This is a genomic window from Lysinibacillus sp. FSL P2-0066 (assembly GCF_037969495.1).
Taxonomy (GTDB): domain Bacteria; phylum Bacillota; class Bacilli; order Bacillales_A; family Planococcaceae; genus Lysinibacillus; species Lysinibacillus boronitolerans.
On the sequence record NZ_CP150202.1, the window covers coordinates 649,101 to 672,179 of the forward strand.

Consider the following 23,079-nt stretch of genomic DNA (forward strand, 5'->3'; position numbering starts at 1 on the left):
ATACCAACGTTTTATAGGTAATAAGTATGCTTTTATAATTTGGTGTGAAAGTTAGTTTTAAATAGGGAAGGAAAGTGAACCGAAATTCACATGAGTTTCTTCTATTATATATGTCATTTGTGTTACCCCCAAAAAAATAATGCCGTACATTGCTTACTAAGAAACAATGTACGGCATTTTATTGAAGTAATTATTAAAGCATTTCTGAAGTTGTTTTTGCTTGCATATGCAGCTGTAGGTAGTCTGGGCCACCTGCTTTTGAATCTGTACCTGACATGTTGAAGCCACCAAATGGTTGGTAACCTACGATAGCACCTGTACAGCCACGGTTGAAGTAAAGGTTTCCTACATGGAATTCTTCACGTGCTTTTTCTAGGTTCATACGGTTTGTTGTGATAACAGCGCCTGTTAAACCGTATTCTGTATCGTTTGCAATTTCAATCGCATGGTCGAAATCTTTTGCTTTTGCAATGGCTACCACTGGTCCGAAGATTTCTTCCTTCATAATACGAGCAGAAGGATCTACGTCCGCAAATACAGTTGGTTGTACGAAGTAGCCGACTGAATCGTCTGCTGTACCACCAGCTACTAAACGACCTTCGCCTTTACCGATTTCGATGTACTCTGTAATTTTATTGAATGCTGCTTGGTCAATAACTGTTGCCATGAAGTTGCTGTAATCAGTTGGGTCACCCACTGTTAAAGCATTTGTTAACTCTTCTACGCGATTTACCACTTGCTCATACACATCTTCTACGATGACAGCACGAGAACATGCTGAACATTTTTGACCTGAGAAACCAAATGCTGATTTCACGATGGATTGTGCAGCTAATTCTAAATCTGCTTCTTTATCCACTACGATTGTATCTTTACCGCCCATTTCAGCGATGACACGTTTAATCCAAATTTGGCCTTCGTTTAATACAGATGCACGTTGGTTGATACGTAAGCCAACATCACGTGAACCTGTGAAGCTGATGAAGCGTGTTTTTGGATGATCGACTAAGTAGTCACCAACTTCAGCTCCAGAACCTGGTACGAAGTTCACCGCACCTGCTGGAAGACCCGCTTCTTCTAATACTTCGATAAATTTATACGCTACAACTGGCGTTGTAGAAGCTGGTTTTAATAACACTGTATTCCCTGTTACTAAAGCAGCTACTGTTGTACCAGCCATGATTGCAAATGGGAAGTTCCAAGGAGAAATGACGATACCGATTCCTAATGGAATGTAGTCATAACGATTGTATTCACCTGGACGGCTTTCGACTGGCTGACCGTTTTTAATGCGTAGCATTTGGCGACCATAGTATTCCATGAAGTCGATTGCTTCCGCTGTATCTGCATCAGCCTCTGCCCATGGTTTCCCGGCTTCTTTTGTTAATAAAGCTGAGAATTCATGTTTACGACGACGAACGATTGCTGCCGCTTTGAAAAGAACGTCCGCACGAATGGCTGGATCAACTTTTTTCCATGTTTTGAATGTTTCATCTGCCGCTTGCATCGCTTTTTCAGCTAAATCTTTGCTTGCTTTCGAAACGCGACCAATGACTTCTGTTTTCTTTGCAGGATTGTACGAAACGATTTTATCTTCTGTTGTAATGCGCTCGCCACCAATAATTAGTGGGTAGTCTTGACCTAAGTAACCTTCAACTTTATTTAAAGCCTCTACATAAGCATTGTAGTTTGCCTCTTGTGAAAAATCTGTGAATGGTTCGTGTTTGTATGGAATCATGTCAGTTTCCTCCCCATGGATAAATGGTGCCAAATGATTATGCACCTCTTAAGATTGTGTTAATTATATAATGCAATATAATTTGGCATTAATCAACTCAAATTTTAAAACTTTTTTTAATTTTTGCATCTGCTTTTCATATTGGTGTTAGAATAAGCTTAATGGATTACAGGAGGGCAAAATGGATAACAAGGTACTACTAAGTATTTATAAATACGTCATTGAAAAAGGCGATATGGGCATTTGTGTGGTAGACACAGAGGGTAAATTGCTTATATACAATAAAAAAATGAGAGAATTGGAAGGCGTCAATGAGGATGAGTTTGAGGAGAGGCGAGCCTTAGAGATTATTGATTTTGAAATCGAAAAAAGTGATATTTATAAGGTCCTCAGCTCTGAAACGCCAGTGCACAATATAAAAAAAACGTATTGGAATAAAAAAAATCAAGAAGTGACCTACATAAGCAATATTTATCCGTTGCACTATGAAGGCTCTTTAATAGGCGCTGTGGAATTTGCCCGAGATATAACACAGCTTGAATACATGATGTATCAGCCTCTAAGAAGATATGGCGCACCATTGACATTTGACATCATCACGGCTGTGTCACCCGTCATGAAGGATGTCATTGAAAAAGCAAAAATTGTGGCGCTAAGTAGAATGCCTGTTGTGTTGATAGGGGAATCAGGTACTGGGATTGATATGGTTGCTGAGGGAATACATCATGACCTAAAGGTGCAAAATGATATGTTTATTGCTTTAATTTGCCGTCGAGATGAGAAAACGGTATTAAAGCAATTTGAAAAATATATTGTGGAAAAGGAGAAAATAACCTTCTTTGCTGAGCGCATTGAATATTTATCTCTAGAGGCACAAGAAAAGATTGTTGAACTTTTAAATAATCATCCTAATCATCAGCATGTTTTAATTGCTAGTGTTGGCAAAGATCCAATTGATTTAATTCAAAAGCATGAGCTATCCAAAAAGCTTTACCGTCTTTTTTCTGGTATTACGATTTATGTGCCTCCTTTACGAGAAAGAAAAGAGGATATTATGCCTTTTATCGATGATTATTTCAAAAGGCATCGTGATAGCTTTGGCTCATCTATTCAAGGGCTTTCAGATGAAGTGCGAGATACTTTTTTAAAATACGATTGGCCGGGAAATTTAAAGGAATTAGAAGTCTTGCTGGATGAAATTACCTCATTGATCACCAATGAAACGATAGTGGAATCACATATGCTGCCCGTGCATTTTAAATGGAAAATCCAAAGCGCTTGTGAGGAGACGGAAAAAGAGGTTTCTACGAGTGATTTGTTTGTCATTAAAAATCAACAGGATATTCGACCATTAGATGTCTATATGAAAGAGGTAGAGGAGTACTATATTTCAAAGGCATTAGATTTTCATCAAGGAAATATTTCTAAAACGGCTGCTGCATTGGGGATTCGTCGACAAAGTCTCCAATATCGTGTTAAAAACTATAAGCTCAATAAAAAAAGCGAAAACATTGATTAACGATGTTTTCGCTTTTTTGGATAGGTTCCCAAAACTAAACTGATGAATAGTCTCTAGCTTGTGTAATTATTTCCCTTTTTTTGAAAGGCGACCAAGGGCAAATGCTGCTGCTCCTAAGCCAATTGCCATGTTCGTTTTTTTGTTAAATACCTGTTTTGTTACAAGTGCTACATTTTGTGGGCGCTCTGCTAAACGACGCATAAAGTAACCGTACCAATCGTTACCGAATGGAAGATATGTGCAGAAGTTATAACCCTCACGTGCAAGATCTAGCTGCATTTCTTTACGGAAACCGTATAGCATTTGGAATTCGAATTTTTCATTTGGAATATTGTGTTGTTTCACAAATTGCTTTACATGGTTGATCACATTATGGTCGTGTGTCGCAATCGAAGTGAATTTACCATGTAGCAAATGATATTCAATTAGTTTTAAGTAATTATGGTCAATATCAGTTTTTGATTGATAAGCCACATTTTCAGGTTCTTTATAAGCACCTTTTACAATACGTAAGCGGAAGTTTTTGTATTTCTCAATATTTTCCTCTGATTCGAAGAAGTAAGCTTGAATAACTGTTCCTACGTTATCATACTCTTTGTGTAATTCCTCTAATAATTCAAAAGAGCTATGTAAACGCTCGTAGTTTTCCATATCAAAATTCACGAAAATATTATATTGATGTGCAAGAGCCACGATTTCTTTTAAGTTTTCATAGCAAAATGCATAATCAATATCTAAACCTAATTGTGAAGGTTTAAGTGATATATGTGCATCAAGCTGTTCATCATGAATAGCTTGTACAACAGCTAAAATATTATTTTTGGCAGCAGTTGCCTCTGATTTTTCGTAGACGAACTCGCCTAGATTATCAACTGTACAAGAAATATTAGCCTTGTTTAATTCTTTAATCGATTGCACAACTTCTGGTAAACTTGTGCCAGCAACAACACTTTGGGCACCCATTTTTAAACCATACTTTTGTGCAGCGCTGTTTAATAATTTGTTCTCTGATAAGTAAATGAAAAAGTCACGTAATACCATCATATGCCTCCAAGAATGAAAATTTTAAATTCTTGGCGATTATAACACTTTTTTTGAAAAGTAAAATGGTTTGATTTTCAGAAAGAATATTTTTCAAAGCCAGTTAGTGAGATAAAACTATTGCAGTCATTGACTTTTTCATGATAAAAATTTAAATTAAAAAATTTTTTCAAAAAAAAAGGACTTTTCAAAATAAAAGATTTGCTTTATGTTAATTAGTATATGTCTAAATTTGCGAATATGTATAATATTGGACTTTTCGAGAGTGATTTACTTGAAATGGCATGATAGTATTTCAGAATTATTTATATTTTAATATAATTTATTAGTGGGTATTCTTAGAAGTGATTCTTAGATATCCGCTTTTTCATTTTTCAATTTAAATATCATATTAATAGTAGTTTATAGTAAAAAAAAACAGGGTGTATTATAATAAAATGGTATATAATCAAGATTAAATTATGTACGTTTTGTGAATTTGTAGTTACTTTTGATTTAGAATAGTGTGTCTATATAAGCAATACAAAAGGGAATATGACTACTCTAAACTAAGATAAGGTGGAAAGTATGGCAAGAGGCAGAAAATTTAATTCAAATGGCGAACAAAGTAAACAACTATTACTTGAAAAAGCGATAGAGCTATTTTCTGATAAAGGTTATCATCACACTAAAATTAGTGACATTGTAAAGGCTGCCAATGTAACTCAGCCTACTTTTTATCTCTATTTTAAAAGCAAGGATGCCCTTTATAACGATTTGAATGCGCAATTTCAAAGCGGATTCTTGGCAGTAATGAATAGTAAGTCAACTGACATTATTGAATATGGATTACAGGGTTTTATCACGCTCTTAGAGCAAAAGTTATTGAACTTGTTCGTATACATAATTGAAAATCCTGAATTAACAAAAATAGGTTTTATTGAATCCAAGCAAGCACATTTGGTGAAAAACCAAATGACACAGCAATTGCTCCACCTTATTTATCTGCATGATTGTGACAAAGATCTACAACTGTATAGTGTGGATATAAAAATCATGATAGATAGTTTAGTAGGCTCAATAGAAAGACTCATCATTACGAATTTATTAGAAGAAAAAAGGTTACCTGCAGAACTTGCAAATGATATTGTACAATTATATTTTTGGAAAACCAAAGAAGTGATATAAAAAACCTGTCATCGATTTTTACTGTCGATGACAGGTTTTTTTATTTGTTTATTCTTATATGCTGATAGTAGCCTTTTTGATTTTTGCTACGTGCATTTGGGTGAATAAGTAGCATATATTCCTGGTTCGGTGATAAAGCTGTCTTAGGTGTAACCGTTATTGAACGCCCTTCCAATTTAACTGCTACAGGTACTTCCCTAGCTCCTAAAGCGGCCAGTTGAATGTTGCTCTTAGCGATTTGTGAAGTAAGCCCTGTAGGAATTTTCACTGTAAATTTTTGTGTATCAGCTATATTTTTTACCGTGGTAAGTTGTTTATATTTAGGATATTTCTCCTTCAATGCATCATAATGTGCCTGGAAAATAGGTGCTGTTGTGGTTTGAACATTTGGCTTAACGCCGACTTCATGAATAGTATGACCCGCAGGACCCGTAAATTTACCAACTGTAAGCTTTAAATAGCTTCCATCCTGTAATGTGTAAAAACCTTGCATAGCACCTTTCCCATAGGTTGTTTCTCCGTATAAAATAGCAGCTTTCTGGTCTTTTAGTGATGCGGAAAGCATTTCAGAAGCACTTGCACTATAGCGGTTTACAAGAATACGGGTATCTTTAGGAAACTTTGTATCTTGTTGAACTGCTGGTATGGTATAAGAGGCGTGTGCTTCTTCTAATAAATAGGCAACTTTAGCAGATGGAAATAATCCTGTAAGTTCTTCAGCTGTTGTCACATAACCGCCACCATTATTTTGTAAATCTAAGATAAACGATGTTGCACCACGTTTTTTTAAGTCTATCAGCGCATTTTTGACAAGCTGTGCACCATCCTCTGAAAAGGAAGCCAACGAAATATAGCCCACATTTCCAAATAGCAGATCAGTTTGTACATTCGGTAATGTGAATTTTTTACGTGTAATAGTTTTAGTAGTTTTTGAACCATCACTATTCTTTAATGTAACTTCTACCTTAGTCCCTTCATTACCGATTAAAAGGGAGGAGGTCTCTTGTGTAGAACGCCCGATAATGGATTCACCATTAACGCCAATGATAATATCTCCAGCCTGAACCCCAGCCTCAAATGCGCCACTGCCTTCGATTACTTGTAAAATATGAATGCCATCTTCGTGTTCTTCAATCACCACACCTATACCTATAGTAGATAGGTTAATGCTATTCATATAATTTTCAAATTCTTGTTTAGTGAAGTAGGTTGAGTAAGGATCAAGCATATCCATGATTTCTGAGATGGATGTAGCCTTCTCTAAGTTTCCATCAATTGTTCCAACATAAGTATCTTTAACAATCTCCTTAATCTCCTTGATAAGCTGTTGATCATTTTCAGCCGCTTGAGTGCTTGTAAAAGGGAGAAGGAAGAAGCCTAGAACAAATGCGAATGACCATATTAACTTTTTCATTGGACACCTCTTTTCTAGAACTCAAAATAAAATGTAGCATTTTATGGTATTAATTGGATGGTTACATTATGCAATTGAGTATCTGATTTTTATTATACATGAAGCTATAGCTATCGTGGTGGACTAGAAAAAGAATCTACTTGTCGCTATAGGCAAGTAGATTCTTATAAATTATTTATTTTTCAATTTATGAATAATAAAACCGATTACTGCGCCCACAATAGCTGGTAAAAGCCACCCTAAATTTTGTTCATACATTGGCAATGCTTTCAGGATAGTTTCATAAGGCGTAATTTCAACTTTCATTTGTTTTAAGCCATCATATAGACTGACAAGGAAAGTTGGAACGAGCGCTAAAATATAAACAATTTGTCCACCTTTAAAGAAGTGATCTGCTAGTGACAAGACCATTAACACCATAGCTAAAGGATAAATGATTAATAGCACAGGTAGTGATGCACTAATTATTGTTGAAAGTCCCACATTTGTAATAGCTGCACTAAAAATAGTGAAGACCACTAAAAACGTTTTGTATGAAATTTGAGGGAAGAGTTTATGGAAAAATTGTGCATTAGCAGTTAATAAACCAACAGCCGTTGATATACATGCTAGTAAAATAGTCGCAGACAAAATAATACTTCCAAGGCTACCAAAGAGTACCTCAGCTGATTTTGCAATAATATTTCCGCCATTATCAGAGATACCAATTGCAGTGATACTTGTGTTACCAATATGCCCTAGAGAGATATAAACAAAGGATAAACCAATAGCGGCAACGACACCCGCAAAAATCGTAGTTTTTACTTGTTTTCTTGTATCCTTCATCCCCATATCACGCAGGGCCTGTAAAATGACGATACCAAAAACAAGAGCACTTAGAACATCCATCGTTAAGTAACCTTGTACAAAGCCTTCAGCTAAAGGTGACACTTTATAGTTGCCAACAGCTTCTCCTGGTTCTCCCATTGGAGAAATAAAACTTTTAACAGCAAGCAATAAAATAACGAAAAGCAGGGCAGGTGTTAAAATTTTACCTACTCGATCGACGAGCTTCGAAGGATTAATAGATAAATATAAAATTAAAGTAAAAAACAAAATAGATGTGATGAAAAGTGGCGCCCAATGATCCCTCATAGCTTCTGAGAGAAACGGAGCAATGCCTATTTCATAGGACACAGATCCTGTTCGTGGTACAGCAAAGAATGGTCCAATTGCTAAGTAGACAATGGAGGTGAAAATCACCCCAAAAGCAGGGCTAACACGGTTAGCAAGCAGTTGTAAGTCGCCTCCTGCTTTGGCAACAGCAACAATCGCTAATAATGGTAGACCAACACCTGTTATAAGGAAACCAATCATAGCTACAGTGATGTTTTCACCTGCTTGTTGGCCTAATAATGGTGGGAAAATAATATTACCAGCACCCAAGAACAAGGCAAATAGTAGTAATCCTACTGCTAAATTTCCTTTGATGAAATGCAAGATGTTTTTCATAAGTATAATAACTCCTTTAAGATTGAAAAGCTAAAACTTTCTAAAAATTTTAAATACAGAAGTGTATGTTATCATAGGAACACTAATCTTGCAACGAAAATAGTATTTCAATATAGTCGGATTTCGTCGTATTCTATAAGTTTCCTATAATGTTTGAAAAATAGTCAGTTTTTCCGATTTTTCATGCCATAGTTATCTAGTATGATAGACACACAAGGGAATATTCTAGCACGAACGGAGGCACTTTGGTATGCAAAAGACAAAAAAATGGAGAATTCTTGTTCTAAGTACTTTAGCAACTTCATTTTTAGCATTACAAACAGCGGAAGCAGCAACATATACTGTACAAAAAGGAGATACTTTAACGAAAATCGCCCAAAATCATCAAGTCACGATTGGGGATATTATGAAGTGGAATAATCTATCGAAAGATACGATTTATGTAGCTCAAAAGCTTGAGATACAAAAGCAATCAAAGAATGAGGGAGTAAAGCCCTCCACTCCATCAACATCTGTAAAGCCAACAACTAGCTCACATACAGTAGCGAAAGGTGACACATTATCAAAAATCGCAAAGCTGTATAATGTGACAATTAAGGATATTATGGATTGGAATAAGCTTGAAAAGGACACAATTTTTATTGGACAAGTCTTGAAGGTTTCTCCAGGCGCAGTGATACCCGATGGTGATACTATACATAATAATGTGACTTCAGGTACGGGCACCCCATCAAAAGTAACCTCAAAAGATCCTACAGCTAATGGACAAGCGATTTATAACAAAACAGTTGAAGTTGCCAATACTTTAGTTGGAACACCCTATCTATACGGTGGAAATACACCTGTAGGCCTAGATTGTAGTGGTTTTATTTTTTATGCCTTTAATCAGGGTGGTTTAAAAATAGGAAGAGCAAGCAGTGAAGGTTATTTTTATGGAAATACAACGCATGTAGAAAATCCGGTACCTGGTGATTTAGTATTCTTCGAGAATACGTATAAAGAAGGTATTTCTCATATGGGAATTTATCTCGGTGATAATAAATTCATTCATGCAGGTACAGATGGTGTAGAAATTTCAGATGTTACGTACTCTTATTGGTCTTCTAAATTAGTAGCCTACAAACGATTTGACAATGTGAAATAAAAAGTAGCGATTTTTGCCTAGGCAAAAATCGCTTTTAATTTTAGCAAAACCCCCTTCTGTTAAAAGAGAAGGGGGGGTTTAGGCTATTGTGTTACACGAGCTGTCCAACGAGAGAGGTCAGCGTCTTTTGCATCAACAAGCTCTGCTGGGAATATGAATGTCCAAGGCTTTGTAGAGTTTGGTTGGACAGTTAAAATTGGATTCATTTTAAATGAACCTTTTGCAATTTGTTTTCCTGTTGCATCAATAATTTCTAACGGTAATTGCTCTAAATTGATTGCTTTCTTATGTCCATTGCGGATAAAAATGGTTGCATTTAAATTACCATTGTCAGCTAGTTTTGCTTGTAAACCAGTGAAGTTTACCTCTGTTTCGCCTAACTCTGGTAGAGTTTTGACGATTTTCGCAAGCTCTTCTTTTTGTGCCTCTGGTAATTGTTCTTCCCATGATGGATCTAATTCTAATTGATGACCACGAAGGGAAACGAGGTTAAAGGCAATTTTCCAACCATCTTCTGGCACTTCATCGGCTTTAATCGTAGCATTTTCAAACTCAAACACCCATGGACGGGCACTTTCTGCTGGAATTGTACCTAGTGCTTTAAAATCGAATTTTTTAGATGCTACAAGCTCATCGTTTTTATCCAAGATGAAAAGTTCAATTTCTCCTAGTTCAATTGCTTGGGATAAGGATGAACGGAAAAATGCACGAACAAGCCATTTACGAGTGAGTATGTCTTCTTCAATACTAATAGAAGATAGTGATAATTGATTTGGTTTCAATGGTTCTAGCTCATTCGCTAGAAAGTTAAAAATGTATTTTTGTTCTTGTGGCACATCCCACTCAGGATGGAAAGATAATTTTGTTTCTACATCACGATTATCACCAGTGTTTTTTGCAGTATTTCCCAATAAATCTTTTGAATCAATTGTGTTTTCCTGAACAACTTTATCTGATTTTTTAAAGAATGAGAATAAGCCCATTATTGTGCCTCCTGTTGTGCCTCAACTGTTTTCATGAAGCCTGTAATTTCAATGATTATTGAACGACGTAATTCTTGGAAGTTTTTACCGAATAATTCAAGTCCTTCGCGTTGGTAAATACGCATTGGATCTTCTTGCTGATAGTGACGTAAACCGATTCCTTCTTTTAAATGACTCATTGCCTCTAAATGCTTTACCCAACCGCTATCAATATGGCTAAGCATGATTTGTGGAAGTACTTCCATTACTCTTTCGTTTTCAGCAAATTTCTCCATATGACTTAACAGTTCTTGTTCAGAAGGCTGAACATCCATTAAAATTTGCTTTACTTTTCCAACTTCGCGATCGATTGTCACTGGTGTGATGAACAGGGAGTTAAGTGCGTACTCCATTTGATCATAATCCCAATCAATAGAAGATACATCTTCTGGTGCGGCGTCATGAACAGCGAATTCAACGGTTTCACGAAGCATTTTTTTTAGCTCACCCATCAAGTCTTCACCAGCTAAAATTTTGTCGCGTAAGCCATAAAGAACCGTGCGCTGGTCATTAATGACATCGTCTAGCTTTAGGTTGTATTCACGCATGCCGTACTGTGAACCTTCAACAATACGCTGTGTACGGTCTATAAGCTCTTGTACCTCTTTATTTTGAATAATACCCTTATCATCTACAATCATTTTTGCAGAGAATTTTTCTACTTCTTCTTTTGCGTAGCGGCGGAACATATCATCTTCAATAGAGAGAATGAAGCGGCTTTCACCTATATCACCTTGACGACCTGAACGTCCACGTAACTGATTGTCTACACGGCGGCTTTCATGTTTTTCAGTCCCAATTACATATAAACCACCAAGTTCATGGACATCATCACCTAGCATGATATCTGTACCACGACCAGCCATGTTTGTCGCTACAGTAATACGACCCTTTTGACCTGCCTGTGAAATAAGTTCAACTTCTTGTTCAACTGTTTTTGCATTAAGTAATTGGAATGTTAATTTTTCCTTTTTTAGATACTCAGCTACAGTTTCAGACTGTAGTATCGATGTTGTTCCAATAAGAATTGGCTGGCCTTTTTCGTGGCGCTTTTTCACCTCGGCTGCAACATACTTATATTTTGCTTCTTGTGTGCTAAAAATAATATCAGGCTGATCAACACGTTGACGTGGACGGTTTGTTGGAATTTGGATAACCTCCATGCCGTACACTTCACGAATTTCCTTTTCCTGCGTTTTCGCTGTACCTGTCATCCCAGAAAGCTTAGGATACATACGGAAATAGTTTTGAATAGTAATTTGCGCTTGAGATTTATTTTCATCCGTAATGGCTACGCCTTCTTTAGCTTCAATTGCTTGATGTAAGCCATCAGAAAGTGAACGACCTTCTAAAATACGACCAGTAAACATGTCAACAAGCTCAATTTTGTCTTCTTTCACAATGTAATCAACATCGCGTTTAAACATAACATGTGCACGCACAGCTTGGATTACATAATGGAAAAGTGTTTGATGTTCTAAGTCATAAAGATTGTCTACATTGAAGGCTGCCTCAACCTTTTCTATACCTTTATCTGTAAGAGAAGTCGCCTTTGTTTCTTCATCGAAATCATAATCTTCGTCTGCTTTAAAGCGTTTCGCTAACATAGCAGCAATACGATGCAATTCATCGTTAGAAGGCATTTTACCTGCGATAATTAACGGTGTTTTTGCTTCATCGATTAATACACTATCCACTTCATCGATAATAGCGAAGTGATAAGGACGCTGTACTTTATCTGCTAAGCTATAAGCCATATTGTCACGTAAATAGTCGAAGCCAAACTCAGTACCCACACCGTATGTAATATCTGCATTGTAGGCTTCTTTCTTTTCACTTGGTTCCATCATCGGTACATTTAAACCGACAGTTAAGCCAAGGAAACGATGGATTTGACCGACTAGCTCATAGTCACGTTTCGCTAGGTAATCATTAACAGTAATGACATGAACACCTTTACCTTCTAATGCACGCACATAAGAGGGAAGAGAAGCAACAAGTGTCTTACCTTCACCAGTAGGCATTTCAGCAATATTACCTTCAGTTAATACTAGACCACCGATAAGCTGCACATCAAAATGACGCATTCCTAATACACGCTTTGAGGCTTCGCGTACTACAGCAAATGCGTCTGGGATGATTGATGTAATAGGCTCACCTTGTTCTAATTGATCTTTGAAAATAAAAGTCATTTCTCGTAATTCAGCATCTGACTTGTTAACATATTTTTCTTCAAGATTGTTAATTTGATCTACTATTTTGTAGTAGCGTTTTAATTGACGAGCACTAGTTTGCTCTTTGTTACTTTTGAAAATTGAGAACATGAAATATACGCTCCTTTAAAGTTGTCTACATGCTAGACACTCCATTATTCTATCAAATTTTGCGTATGATGACTACAATTGACTGTATAGGAATCTATTAATGCTAAAATGTACAAAATATTTGTGAAATCGTGGAAAATGTTTAGAAAAAGTATATTTCAATGCTTGTTCATGCTATAATCAATTTGGATTTCAATGTAGATTATTTATTTGAGGAGGAGAGACATGCTTTACGTGTCTTTAATAGCAGCATTCGTTGCATCCATTTTGTTAACTCCATTAGTGAAACGTTTAGCGTTTAGAATAGGTGCAGTTGATGCACCAAACTATCGAAAAGTACATGCTCGAATTATGCCAAGACTTGGCGGTTTAGCCATTTTCCTTGCCTTTATTATTGGCGTGACGATTTTATACTCATTTTTAGTCCATACGAAACATGGTAGTAACGAGGCTTTATTAGCTATCATTATTGGTGCTTGTATAATCGTGATCACGGGTGTTATTGATGATATGCGTGAGATTTCCGCTAAAGCAAAAATGCTAGGTCAGCTAGTTGCAGCACTGATCGTTGTTTTTGTAGGCGGTATTGAAATTGAAATGGTTAATCTACCGTTCTTAGGTACATTAGACTTTGGTTTACTGAGTATTCCATTAACGATTATTTGGATCATCGGTATTACAAATGCCATTAATTTAATTGATGGCTTAGATGGTTTAGCTGCAGGTGTTTCTACAATTGCACTGATTACATTAGCCGTCATGGCATTTATTATGAGCAATATGTTTGTTTTAGCGTTAGCAGCCATTTTAGCTGTAGCTTCACTTGGTTTCTTATTTTATAATTTCCACCCAGCTAAAATCTTTATGGGTGATACAGGAGCATTGTTCCTTGGATTTATGATTTCTGTGTTAGCGTTACTTGGTTTTAAAAATATTACATTCGTAGCTTTAATCATCCCAATTATTATCCTTGGTGTTCCGATTTCAGATACATTCTTTGCGATTGTTCGTCGTGTTCGTATGAAAAAGAAGTGGTCTGACCCAGATAAATCACATTTACACCATCGATTACTCGATATGGGCTTTACTCATCGACAAACAGTCCTAATCATTTACGGAATTGCAGTGATGTTTGGATTAGCAGCTATCATTTTCTCTATGGCAAAGGTGTGGGGAGCTATATTACTTGTAGCGGTCATCCTAACAGCTATTGAAATCTTTGTAGAGGTTATCGGGTTGGCTGGTAAAAACTACAAACCATTATTAAATTTTGTACGGATATTTAGTAAATAAAATATAAGCGATCATACAATTTGTATGATTGCTTTTTTTTTGTTAAATTTGTGAGTCGTTAGACAATGAGAAGCTCTTTCTAAACCGTTTTTTATGTATAAGGAATGGAAGAGAAGGGAAACTTAAATAAGCAGTTTATCGATTACAAGGAGGGGTAAATAGAAAGGGGGGTCAATCAATGAAAAAGTCACGTAAAAAGACCATAGACAAGTTATTTGTCTATGGTCTGAAAGGTCTTATTCAATAGCTGAATTGTCATCGCTGCTAGCCGCGCTGTCTGTTCCTGTATTGCCACTAGTCAGGCTCGATGATTGTTCATTTTGGCCAAGATGGTTTTTGAAAATCTCTTTTGTTTCTTCAACAGAATCTTGATTTAACTGGTAATAATAAATACCAGTAGATGTATCATCCGTGCCATCTAATGTTAAGGAATCGATACGTGGTGCGCCTTTAGATAAATAAGATAAGAAGGACTTCATTTCAGTGAATGTCATATCTGTTTTCATATTATCACCAAGAGCTTTAATGACATCATCATATTTCGTAACGGACTTAACAGAAGCGACTTTTTTAATAATCGCAGATAGAATTTCCTGTTGACGTTTACCACGCTCAATATCATTATCTTGTTTACGTGTTCTTGCGAGTGCAAGTGCCTGACTACCATTTAAATGCTGTAAGCCTGGCTGTAAGTTAATTGTAAACTTATCAAACTCATCTAATTCATGTAAAGCATAAGGTACTTCAGCTTCAATACCACCTAAAGCATCGACTACATCAATAAAGGCATTGAAATTCATACGTACATAGTAATTGATTGGAATATCAAATAGTTCCTCTACTGTTTCAATAGTAGTAAGTGTTCCACCCATAGCATGTGCATGAGTAATTTTATCTTTATAACCTACTTTAGGAATATAAACGTATGAATCACGAGGAATGCTTAGCATTTTAATTGTATGAGTTTTATTATTTAATGTAGCTAAAACGAGTGCATCAGAACGTGAATGGTCTGATCCCTGTCCTCGATTATCACTATCATCAACTCCGACAAATAAAATAGATACATTATCGTGTACTGGCTCTACACTTTCTTCGCGTTTTGCAGAAACCTGACGCCCTTCTAATTCCTCATATGCTGAGTCTGCAGCATGCTCTACCTGTTTTGTAAGGTAAACAGCATAAGCCGTTACACAGATCACCAAGCTTGCTACTAGGAGTAGTGTAACTTTTATAATTAAGGAAGCTTTAGAAGACCTCTTTTTATTTGGACCAACAGATCTTTTTTTCATAATAGATATATTCTCCTCTAATTATTGGGAATAATAATGCGATGAAGCTAAATTTTATTCAATTTTAACTAAGTAATTGTGTGGACAATAAAATAGCCTAACAAAAAAATTATACTATGCATATTTAGTTTCGACAATTAAAACTATTTAATTGACAATAAATTCTACAAATTGAGCATCTTCGAAAGTGATAGAAGCCTGTCCATTAGTCAGTTCAGTTATCCAACTTCTGAACTGTTCCTCTTCCTCTTTTAGCACAGAAACAATGATTTCAACACCCTCCAAATAACGTATTTCCTCTAGAGTATATGATGAACTTCTTATTTCATTTTCAACTTTTCCTAGCCATGTATAATCAATAGCCACTTTCATGAAATGATGCAATTTACGTTCAACTACCTGTGCAGCAATCAATCCCTCTGTAGTTGCTTTTCCGTATGCACGAATAAGACCACCACCGCCGAGCTTAATACCTCCAAAATAGCGAGTCACAACAACGACCGTATCTTTTAATCCTTGTTTTTTTAAGACCTCTAACATAGGGACGCCTGCAGTACCGCTAGGTTCCCCATCATCATTTGCCTTTTGAATATGATCATGCTCTCCAATAATATAAGCGGAGCAGTTATGAGTTGCATTATGATGTAATTTTTTTATACCATCTATAAAAGAAATTGCATCCTCTTCCGTTTCTGCACGTTCTATATAAGTGAGAAAGCGAGATTTGGAAATGACAATTTCGCTTTCACCATATCCTTTTACTGTTAAATAGTTTTCTCTCATTTGTATCAATCTCCTTTTAACTAGAGTTCTATTCTATAATTTTCATGAAGAAAAAGCATTAAATTTTAGCATGGTAATGCTATAATAGGTGTAGACTATGGAATATGTGATTTTAGTCTATTAAATTAGTAAGTAATCATAAGACATTAGACTGGGGAGTATACTATGTTTTCAAATGATACCTTCGATTTAAAGTCGCTTGATGACATTTTCAATCGAATGTTAGATACAATCATGAGCTCAAAGGATGATATCTTTATTATAAGTGAACAAAGCCGCAGAAGCTTTGAAGATATGCAAAAAGAGCTAGAAATTGTTCGAAAACAAATATCAATCGTAATTGATGATGGCGATGCATTGGAAAAAAGTACGCAGCTTGCTAAACAACGACTTGTATTAGTAAGTAAAGCTTTTGATAATTATACCGAAGAACAAGTTAGAGAAGCATATGAAACTGCACATGATTTTCAAGTAAAGCTCTCCGTTATTAGAACACAAGAAAAACAGCTACGGGATAAAAGAGATGATCTAGAGAGAAGATTAAGAGGATTACTCGATACGATTGAACGTGCTGATCATATTGTCAATCAGGTAAATGTCGTTTTGAATTACTTAACTTCAGATTTAAGAAATGTTGGTTTAGCCCTTGAACAAGCAAAAATGAAGCAGGATTTTGGGATACGTATTATTGCAGCTCAAGAAGAAGAGCGTAAGCGTTTATCGCGAGAGATCCATGATGGACCTGCCCAAATGCTTGCAAATGTACTCATGCGCACTGATTTAATAGATAGAACGTATCGTGAAAAAGGTATTGAAAAGGCTTTGGCTGAAATTGCCGATTTAAAGAAAACGGTACGTAATGCTTTATCTGAAGTGCGACGTATTATTTATGATCTACGACCAATGGCACTTGATGATTTGGGAATTATTCCGACATTAAAGAAGTATTTATCGACAGTAACTGAATATAATCCAGGTGTTGAAATTCATTTCCAATCGAGAAGTACAGAAAAACGTATACCATCAAATTATGAAGTATCCATTTTCCGTTTAGTGCAAGAATGTGTAACAAATGCCATGAAGCATGGAAAGTGTAAAGACATTTGGGTGAAGCTTGAATGGTTAAAAGATGCCGTTAACATTGTTGTAAAAGATGATGGAATAGGCTTTGACCCACAAGTAGTGAAAGACCATTCCTTTGGGATTTTAGGAATGAAAGAACGGATTGAAATATTAAATGGTACCATTACCATTAATAGTGAGATCAATCGAGGTACGACGGTGTTATTTAAAATACCGTTAGAAGCTGAATGATGTAACTGTTGCAGAAATTTAGGGGGTAAAGGACAAATGACAAAGATTATTATTGTAGACGATCACCAGCTATTCCGTGAAGGAGTAAAACGCATTTTAGATTTTGAAGATACGTTTGATGTAGTAGCAGAAGGTGACGATGGTACAGATGTGGTTACGTTATATGCTGAAAACGAACCAGACGTAGTGCTTATGGATATTAACATGCCAGGCAAAAATGGAGTAGAAGCAACGGCAGAGTTAATTACTGAATTTCCAGATGCAAAAGTGATTATGCTATCTATACATGATGATGAAACATATGTTACACATGCATTAAAATCAGGTGCTCTTGGCTATATGTTAAAAGAGATGGATGCAGATGAAATCGTTGAGGCGATTAAAGTTGTTGCCAACGGTGGCTCTTATTTACATCCAAAAGTAACGAAAAATCTAGTAGCAGAATTTAAAAGACTTTCAGAACATGAAAATAAAGGGAATTTCCATCAAACGGAAATTCGTCGTCCATTCCATTTGCTAACTAAGCGTGAATGTGAAGTGCTGCAATTATTAACGGATGGCCAATCAAACCGTACAATCGGTGAGACACTGTTTATCTCTGAAAAAACAGTTAAAAACCACGTATCAAGTATTCTACAAAAAATGAATGTTAATGACCGTACACAAGCAGTTGTAACAGCTATCAAAAATGGCTGGGTTGAAGTACGCTAATTGCTAAAACTGTTTTTAAAAGCTACTTTTTATTGAAGTAGTTTTTAAAACAGTTTTTTATTATTTTTTGGTAATAATTTGCATTGAGCCTACACAATGATGAATAGGTCATTCACAATTTTGTAACATTACTATTCATTTGTATGAACATGATAACTAGCAGATCATGCAACATTTTACAGCCTAATGCGTCATAAGGAAGATGTAGCACCTAAATGTTGAAAATGCACAACAAAATTCCTACGAAAGCATTTATATGCTACAATATGCGCGGGAGGTTTTTTGATGTTAAAGAAAAGTTTTCTAGCAGTTCTAATCTTATTAGTGTTAACTGCCTGTGGTAATAAAGATGAGAAGATGAGTGATGAAGAACGAGATAAAGTAATAGAGGATGGTACAGTTGGCTTTGAAATGATGGGTGGAAACGTAGAAAAGGCTGATAATGTACCAGCGGAAGATGAAAAGGCTATTTTAGCATCTTTTGATGAGTATATTGCTGCATTAAATGCTGAAGAAATTGATCGTTATATGAATACTATCTCGAAAAATCCAAAGGGTTTTAAATACGATGAAGAAAAAACATATGCAACAGAAGTATTTGAACAATTTGATATTAAGCGTGAAGTAGAGAATGTAACAATTGCAAAGTATGAATCAAAAGAGGCACAAGTATTTGCCAACATGAAAATGCACTCACTTCAGCTTGAGACAAATGTCGAACATGAAAGTGCAGGACGTCAGGTAACAGTCTTTGTGAAAGAGGACAATGATTGGAAAGTGACAAGTGTCTTTTATATTGGTGATGACTCACAGTCAAGTACAGGAAATTAACAGGAGCTATCTTCATTCAACATAAGAATTGAGTGAAGATATGCCTATTATACATAGACAATGAATGTGAAATGGAAGCTAGCTTACTAGCACAACTCTAGAAGGGCGAGAACGTGAATTCGGCGTTCGTCATTCATTTCACATTCATTTCTTTTTGTTTTTCGTAGTTTGTGTGAAAGCAAAGTGATGGCAACAACAATTGCACCAATAAGAAATAGATTGTAAACTAAGAATCATAGGAGAGTGGACATGGATGAGGACGGCAATCGTAACAGATAGTACTGCATATATTACAGCTGAGGAACGTGCACGCTTAAACATTCACATGATACCTTTAAGTGTCAATATCTCAGGTCAATTATTTGCAGAAGAGGTAGATATTACAGCATCTGAATTTTATGATAAGGTGCGTGGTGCCAAAGAATTCCCCAAAACAACACAGCCTCCAATCGGAGAATTTGTCGCTCTTTTTGATGAGCTAGCAAAGGATTACGATGAGGTAATTTCTATCCATTTATCGAGCGGTATTAGTGGAACATACCAAGGTGCAGTACAGGCTGGTGAAATGGTGGAAGGCATTAATGTTTATACCTTCGACAGTGAAATATCCTGTGCTGTTCAAGGCTTTTACGTTTTAAAAGCGGCTGAAATGGCGAAAGAGGGCTATTCAGCGAAAGACATACTTGCAGCATTAGCGGACATGCAACAGTATATCAGAGCTTACTTCATCGTAGACGACTTAGCACATTTACAGCGTGGTGGGCGTTTATCTTCTGCCGCAGCATTAATTGGTGGTTTATTGCAAGTAAAGCCTGTTTTACATTTCGTGGACAAGGTAATTGTACCTTTCGAAAAAATCCGAACACGTAAAAAGGCATTAAAGCGTGCTGAAGAATTGCTAGCAGAGGATGCCAAAAAGTATGAAGCGATGGACGCTGTTGTCATTCACGGCAATTGCCCTGCTGAAGCGCAAGAATGGCTAGAGCAATTAGCCGCAACGTACCCGAACGTGAACTTTAAATTGAGCTATTTTGGCCCTGTTATCGGTACTCATTTAGGTGAAGGGTCGATGGGCTTAGGATGGACAAAAAAATAACGAATTGTCAGAAGTCTCTACAGCCAAAGTAGAGACTTTTTTCTATGAAGGGAGAGAATGTAATGAGGTATAGGGGTTGGTTGTTACCACCAGCATTACGTGATTTTCATGAAGGGCGTATTTGGTTAAAAGATCATTCTCCATTTTCATCCGTAGATCTTGAGAAAGCGATACAGCGAAAATACGTCAGTATAATAGAAGGAATTCAAATGAAGCCAGCTATAAAATGCAATCGTTGTCACAATACAGTCCCACATTTATTCACACAATTCGATTGCTCAAAATGTCAGCAACAATGTGTCTACTGCCGACACTGTATAAAGATGGGGAGAGTCAGTAGCTGTACACAATTGATGATTTGGACAGGCCCCAAGGCGATAAAATTTAACAAGCATTCATTAAAATGGGCAGGACAATACACCGAACTCCAGCAACAGGCAGCAAATGAAACCTTAACAAGTGTGAAAGCAAAACGCTCGCATTTAATTCATGCAGTTTGCGGTGCAGGCAAAACAGAGCTACTTTTCCCATCTGTGTATGATGCATTAAAGCGAGGGCTACGAGTTTGTATTGCTACACCACGGACAGATGTAGTGTTAGAACTGTATCCACGCTTTCAACAGGCTTTTCCTGAAACAACCATTCATGCTTTATACGGTGGAGCACCTTACCAAAATGGCTATGCACAGCTTGTTATAGCAACAACCCATCAGCTCTATCGATTTGAGAAGGCATTTGATGTCATTATTGTAGATGAGGCAGATGCTTTTCCTTATACATTTGATGAAACCCTTCAAAGAGCAGTAGAAAAGGCTAAAAAGGAAAAGGCTCCTCTGGTATTTGTGACAGCAACCCCATCAGCAGCATTACGCCATACTTTCCAGCAAGAAAGCTACTCTTTTATTCCAAAACGCTATCATAATCATCCATTACCAGTCCCACAAGTGCGTTCTTTATGGGGCTATGAAAAATGCTTCAAGCGAGGTAAAATCCCTAAAAGGTTAAAAAAGTGGGTGGAGGAGCGCTTACATCAAAAGGACCCCTTTTTACTATTTTTCCCGACAATTGATTTAATGAAACGTGCAACACCTCTTGTTCAAGAGTTAAATGAAGACATATTAGCTGTACATGCAGCTGACCCTGAGCGGAAGGAGAAGGTGTTAAAGCTACGAAATAAAGAAGTTCCGGGCTTATTAACCACTACGATATTAGAAAGAGGCATTACAATCAGCAAAGTACAGGTGGCTGTTATTGGGGCAGAATCATTGATATTTACCGCCAATGCCCTCATTCAGATTGCAGGCCGAGTTGGACGAGATGTTCAATTTCCAGATGGGGAGGTCTTATTCTTTCATCACGGCATCACGGCAGAGATGGATGAGGCATGCGCAAAAATTCAATTTTATAATAAGAAGGGATTTTCTGAATGAATAAAATAGAATCTCATTGTTTAATGTGCACCCAGCCGTTAAAAATAACTATTTCCTGGAAAATGATTCTAACCAAGCAATTCTCGCAGACTATATGTGAAAGATGTGCTGCTCGTTTTGTGCCTTCTCAATCTGCTACATCCCTTTATCAATATAATGAGGCGATGAAGGATTACTTACACCAGTTAAAGTTTCTTCAAGATGTGGCTCTTGCAAAGGTATTTCGGCAGGAGCTTCATAATCGTCTCACCAAAGAAAAAGCGATAATTCTACCCATTCCAATGCACCCTCTCAAACAACAGGAGCGTACATTCTCGCATACTGATGAACTATTAAAGGCAGCGCATATTCCTTTTATACAATTATTAGAAAAGACAACGACAGAAACCCAAAGCTCCAAAAATAGAGAGCAACGTATACAAGCAGCTCCACTTTTTCGCTTAAAGGAGGGTGCACAAGTCGAACATAAAAATTATCTTCTTTTTGACGATATAAAAACTACGGGGACAACTTTACAGCATGCTGAACATGTTTTAATGCAATCGGGTGCTAAAAATGTCCAATACTTCACATTAATTGAAGGATGAAAATACCAATACATTATGTATAATAGTTAATGAGACAGCATTCGTAGATAAGTTTTCTAGAAAGAGGAGGAAGGCCAATGGCAGAGGTTCGTAATTGTCCGAAATGTAATGAATTTTTTAATTATACGGGAGTCCGAGAAGTGTGTCATAAGTGTGCACAATCAGAGGAGGAGCTTTATCAAATCGTTTATCGTTTCTTACGTAAACGTGAAAACCGTGCGGCAACAGTAGAACGAATTGTGGAAGCAACGGGGGCAGATAAAGACTTACTGTTTAAATGGGTTCGTAAAGGCCGTTTACAGCCAGCTATGTTTCCAAACCTAGGCTATCCATGTGATAACTGTGGTCATCTAACGACTACAGGAAAGCTCTGCTCGAAATGTCAAGATGAATTAAAAGCAGACTTACGGACATTTGAAGCTGCCAAAGAGTTTCGCCAAAGTGTTGAAGAACGTGACCGTGTAACCTATCACTCAGAACGTAAACGTTAATTACGCTAAGTGTGTTAATTTTAAACAAAATTAGCACACTTTTTTCTATGTGAAAACTTAACATTATGTGAGACAATCCGAAATAATAGTAAGATAGGATTTAGAGATGGGGGGTATTGAAATGAAAATTACATCTTATGGAGTTAATGCAGTAAACGCCTATAAAAACCAAGTACGCAATGCAAAATCAAATACAAACAAGGCATCTTTCGCCGATAAAATTGAAATTTCAAAGGCTGCGCAGGAAATGCAAGGGGTTTCAACATACAGTACAGAGCGAGCAAACCATGTTCAACAATTGAAAAAGGATATCGCTTCTGGTGAATACAAAGTAGACGCTCGTAAAGTGGCAGAGGATATGCTGAAATATTATCGTTTCTAGGGAATAGCA

General features: G+C 36.6%; 20 protein-coding genes. 12 read left to right on the forward strand and 8 right to left on the reverse strand.

What is annotated here, in order from left to right:
• Positions 1-193: 193 nt before the first annotated feature.
• A complete protein-coding gene (gene pruA, locus MKZ14_RS03090) occupies positions 194-1,738 on the reverse strand; it encodes an L-glutamate gamma-semialdehyde dehydrogenase (protein ID WP_066036915.1) in 1,545 nt (514 codons plus the stop codon).
• Between the two features lie 181 nt (positions 1,739-1,919).
• On the opposite strand from pruA, the gene MKZ14_RS03095 reads away from it, so the two are divergent.
• Complete coding sequence (locus MKZ14_RS03095) at positions 1,920-3,257, forward strand: sigma 54-interacting transcriptional regulator (protein ID WP_333006698.1); 1,338 nt, start codon at positions 1,920-1,922, stop codon at positions 3,255-3,257.
• 66 nt (positions 3,258-3,323) lie between these two features.
• Here MKZ14_RS03095 and MKZ14_RS03100 read toward each other — a convergent pair whose 3' ends face one another.
• Positions 3,324-4,298 (reverse strand): proline dehydrogenase family protein, encoded by a 975-nt coding sequence (locus MKZ14_RS03100; protein ID WP_036074906.1) that lies wholly within the window; start codon positions 4,296-4,298, stop codon positions 3,324-3,326.
• Positions 4,299-4,865: 567 nt separating this feature from the next.
• On the opposite strand from MKZ14_RS03100, the gene MKZ14_RS03105 reads away from it, so the two are divergent.
• The gene (locus MKZ14_RS03105; protein WP_339280615.1) at positions 4,866-5,465 is read left to right on the forward strand and encodes a helix-turn-helix domain-containing protein; all 600 of its coding nucleotides are present in this window, start codon (positions 4,866-4,868) and stop codon (positions 5,463-5,465) included.
• Between the two features lie 40 nt (positions 5,466-5,505).
• Here MKZ14_RS03105 and MKZ14_RS03110 read toward each other — a convergent pair whose 3' ends face one another.
• Positions 5,506-6,879, reverse strand: a complete 1,374-nt coding sequence (locus tag MKZ14_RS03110) for a S41 family peptidase (protein WP_339280616.1) — start codon at positions 6,877-6,879, stop codon at positions 5,506-5,508.
• A 171-nt stretch (positions 6,880-7,050) separates the two neighbouring features.
• Positions 7,051-8,370, reverse strand: coding sequence for a branched-chain amino acid transport system II carrier protein (gene brnQ / locus MKZ14_RS03115; RefSeq protein ID WP_036074910.1), 1,320 nt, complete (start codon positions 8,368-8,370; stop codon positions 7,051-7,053).
• Between the two features lie 250 nt (positions 8,371-8,620).
• On the opposite strand from brnQ, the gene MKZ14_RS03120 reads away from it, so the two are divergent.
• Entirely contained in the window at positions 8,621-9,514 is an 894-nt protein-coding gene (locus MKZ14_RS03120; protein ID WP_016993741.1) for a C40 family peptidase, read from the forward strand.
• Between the two features lie 83 nt (positions 9,515-9,597).
• On the opposite strand, the gene MKZ14_RS03125 is transcribed toward MKZ14_RS03120, so the two are convergent.
• Both MKZ14_RS03125 and secA2 read right to left on the reverse strand, forming a co-directional pair.
• Positions 9,598-10,497 carry an accessory Sec system S-layer assembly protein gene (locus MKZ14_RS03125; protein ID WP_036076816.1) on the reverse strand — a complete coding sequence of 300 codons (900 nt, stop codon included), beginning with the start codon at positions 10,495-10,497 and terminating at the stop codon, positions 9,598-9,600.
• Positions 10,497-12,860, reverse strand: a complete 2,364-nt coding sequence (gene secA2, locus MKZ14_RS03130; protein ID WP_016994942.1) for an accessory Sec system translocase SecA2 — start codon at positions 12,858-12,860, stop codon at positions 10,497-10,499. Before secA2 ends, MKZ14_RS03125 begins: the two co-directional genes overlap by 1 nt.
• A gap of 225 nt (positions 12,861-13,085) precedes the next feature.
• Between secA2 and MKZ14_RS03135 the strand changes: the two genes are divergently transcribed.
• Entirely contained in the window at positions 13,086-14,153 is a 1,068-nt protein-coding gene (locus MKZ14_RS03135; RefSeq protein WP_016994943.1) for an MraY family glycosyltransferase, read from the forward strand.
• 236 nt (positions 14,154-14,389) lie between these two features.
• On the opposite strand, the gene MKZ14_RS03140 is transcribed toward MKZ14_RS03135, so the two are convergent.
• Both MKZ14_RS03140 and MKZ14_RS03145 read right to left on the reverse strand, forming a co-directional pair.
• Positions 14,390-15,445, reverse strand: a complete 1,056-nt coding sequence (locus MKZ14_RS03140; protein ID WP_258860709.1) for an LCP family protein — start codon at positions 15,443-15,445, stop codon at positions 14,390-14,392.
• Positions 15,446-15,592: 147 nt separating this feature from the next.
• Positions 15,593-16,228 carry a YigZ family protein gene (locus MKZ14_RS03145; RefSeq protein ID WP_036076811.1) on the reverse strand — a complete coding sequence of 212 codons (636 nt, stop codon included), beginning with the start codon at positions 16,226-16,228 and terminating at the stop codon, positions 15,593-15,595.
• Between the two features lie 165 nt (positions 16,229-16,393).
• Between MKZ14_RS03145 and MKZ14_RS03150 the strand changes: the two genes are divergently transcribed.
• The 8 genes from MKZ14_RS03150 (at position 16,394) to flgM (ending at position 23,070) form a co-directional block, all read left to right on the forward strand.
• Positions 16,394-17,542, forward strand: a complete 1,149-nt coding sequence (locus tag MKZ14_RS03150; protein ID WP_016994946.1) for a sensor histidine kinase — start codon at positions 16,394-16,396, stop codon at positions 17,540-17,542.
• A gap of 36 nt (positions 17,543-17,578) precedes the next feature.
• Positions 17,579-18,253 carry a response regulator transcription factor gene (locus tag MKZ14_RS03155; RefSeq protein WP_004227590.1) on the forward strand — a complete coding sequence of 225 codons (675 nt, stop codon included), beginning with the start codon at positions 17,579-17,581 and terminating at the stop codon, positions 18,251-18,253.
• A 285-nt stretch (positions 18,254-18,538) separates the two neighbouring features.
• A complete protein-coding gene (locus MKZ14_RS03160) occupies positions 18,539-19,084 on the forward strand; it encodes a DUF3225 domain-containing protein (protein WP_258860708.1) in 546 nt (181 codons plus the stop codon).
• A gap of 253 nt (positions 19,085-19,337) precedes the next feature.
• Positions 19,338-20,180 (forward strand): DegV family protein, encoded by an 843-nt coding sequence (locus MKZ14_RS03165; protein WP_333006458.1) that lies wholly within the window; start codon positions 19,338-19,340, stop codon positions 20,178-20,180.
• A gap of 44 nt (positions 20,181-20,224) precedes the next feature.
• Complete coding sequence (locus MKZ14_RS03170; protein ID WP_333006457.1) at positions 20,225-21,610, forward strand: DEAD/DEAH box helicase; 1,386 nt, start codon at positions 20,225-20,227, stop codon at positions 21,608-21,610.
• Positions 21,607-22,197: a ComF family protein gene (locus tag MKZ14_RS03175; RefSeq protein WP_258860705.1), complete on the forward strand. Its 591-nt coding sequence runs from the start codon at positions 21,607-21,609 to the stop codon at positions 22,195-22,197. Before MKZ14_RS03170 ends, MKZ14_RS03175 begins: the two co-directional genes overlap by 4 nt.
• Positions 22,198-22,274: 77 nt before the next feature.
• The gene (locus MKZ14_RS03180) at positions 22,275-22,688 is read left to right on the forward strand and encodes a TIGR03826 family flagellar region protein (protein WP_016994951.1); all 414 of its coding nucleotides are present in this window, start codon (positions 22,275-22,277) and stop codon (positions 22,686-22,688) included.
• A 121-nt stretch (positions 22,689-22,809) separates the two neighbouring features.
• Positions 22,810-23,070: a flagellar biosynthesis anti-sigma factor FlgM gene (gene flgM, locus MKZ14_RS03185; protein ID WP_016994952.1), complete on the forward strand. Its 261-nt coding sequence runs from the start codon at positions 22,810-22,812 to the stop codon at positions 23,068-23,070.
• Positions 23,071-23,079 lie beyond the last annotated feature (9 nt).

Excerpts from the sequence above, each read along its gene's own strand:
- pruA (WP_066036915.1), bottom strand. The coding sequence starts at position 1,738 with ATGATTCCATACAAACACGAACCATTCACAGATTTTTCACAAGAGGCA.
- MKZ14_RS03095 (WP_333006698.1), top strand. The coding sequence starts at position 1,920 with ATGGATAACAAGGTACTACTAAGTATTTATAAATACGTCATTGAAAAA.
- MKZ14_RS03100 (WP_036074906.1), bottom strand. The coding sequence starts at position 4,298 with ATGGTATTACGTGACTTTTTCATTTACTTATCAGAGAACAAATTATTA.
- MKZ14_RS03105 (WP_339280615.1), top strand. The coding sequence starts at position 4,866 with ATGGCAAGAGGCAGAAAATTTAATTCAAATGGCGAACAAAGTAAACAA.
- MKZ14_RS03110 (WP_339280616.1), bottom strand. The coding sequence starts at position 6,879 with ATGAAAAAGTTAATATGGTCATTCGCATTTGTTCTAGGCTTCTTCCTT.
- brnQ (WP_036074910.1), bottom strand. The coding sequence starts at position 8,370 with ATGAAAAACATCTTGCATTTCATCAAAGGAAATTTAGCAGTAGGATTA.
- MKZ14_RS03120 (WP_016993741.1), top strand. The coding sequence starts at position 8,621 with ATGCAAAAGACAAAAAAATGGAGAATTCTTGTTCTAAGTACTTTAGCA.
- MKZ14_RS03125 (WP_036076816.1), bottom strand. The coding sequence starts at position 10,497 with ATGGGCTTATTCTCATTCTTTAAAAAATCAGATAAAGTTGTTCAGGAA.
- secA2 (WP_016994942.1), bottom strand. The coding sequence starts at position 12,860 with ATGTTCTCAATTTTCAAAAGTAACAAAGAGCAAACTAGTGCTCGTCAA.
- MKZ14_RS03135 (WP_016994943.1), top strand. The coding sequence starts at position 13,086 with ATGCTTTACGTGTCTTTAATAGCAGCATTCGTTGCATCCATTTTGTTA.
- MKZ14_RS03140 (WP_258860709.1), bottom strand. The coding sequence starts at position 15,445 with ATGAAAAAAAGATCTGTTGGTCCAAATAAAAAGAGGTCTTCTAAAGCT.
- MKZ14_RS03145 (WP_036076811.1), bottom strand. The coding sequence starts at position 16,228 with ATGAGAGAAAACTATTTAACAGTAAAAGGATATGGTGAAAGCGAAATT.
- MKZ14_RS03150 (WP_016994946.1), top strand. The coding sequence starts at position 16,394 with ATGTTTTCAAATGATACCTTCGATTTAAAGTCGCTTGATGACATTTTC.
- MKZ14_RS03155 (WP_004227590.1), top strand. The coding sequence starts at position 17,579 with ATGACAAAGATTATTATTGTAGACGATCACCAGCTATTCCGTGAAGGA.
- MKZ14_RS03160 (WP_258860708.1), top strand. The coding sequence starts at position 18,539 with ATGTTAAAGAAAAGTTTTCTAGCAGTTCTAATCTTATTAGTGTTAACT.
- MKZ14_RS03165 (WP_333006458.1), top strand. The coding sequence starts at position 19,338 with ATGAGGACGGCAATCGTAACAGATAGTACTGCATATATTACAGCTGAG.
- MKZ14_RS03170 (WP_333006457.1), top strand. The coding sequence starts at position 20,225 with ATGAAGGGAGAGAATGTAATGAGGTATAGGGGTTGGTTGTTACCACCA.
- MKZ14_RS03175 (WP_258860705.1), top strand. The coding sequence starts at position 21,607 with ATGAATAAAATAGAATCTCATTGTTTAATGTGCACCCAGCCGTTAAAA.
- MKZ14_RS03180 (WP_016994951.1), top strand. The coding sequence starts at position 22,275 with ATGGCAGAGGTTCGTAATTGTCCGAAATGTAATGAATTTTTTAATTAT.
- flgM (WP_016994952.1), top strand. The coding sequence starts at position 22,810 with ATGAAAATTACATCTTATGGAGTTAATGCAGTAAACGCCTATAAAAAC.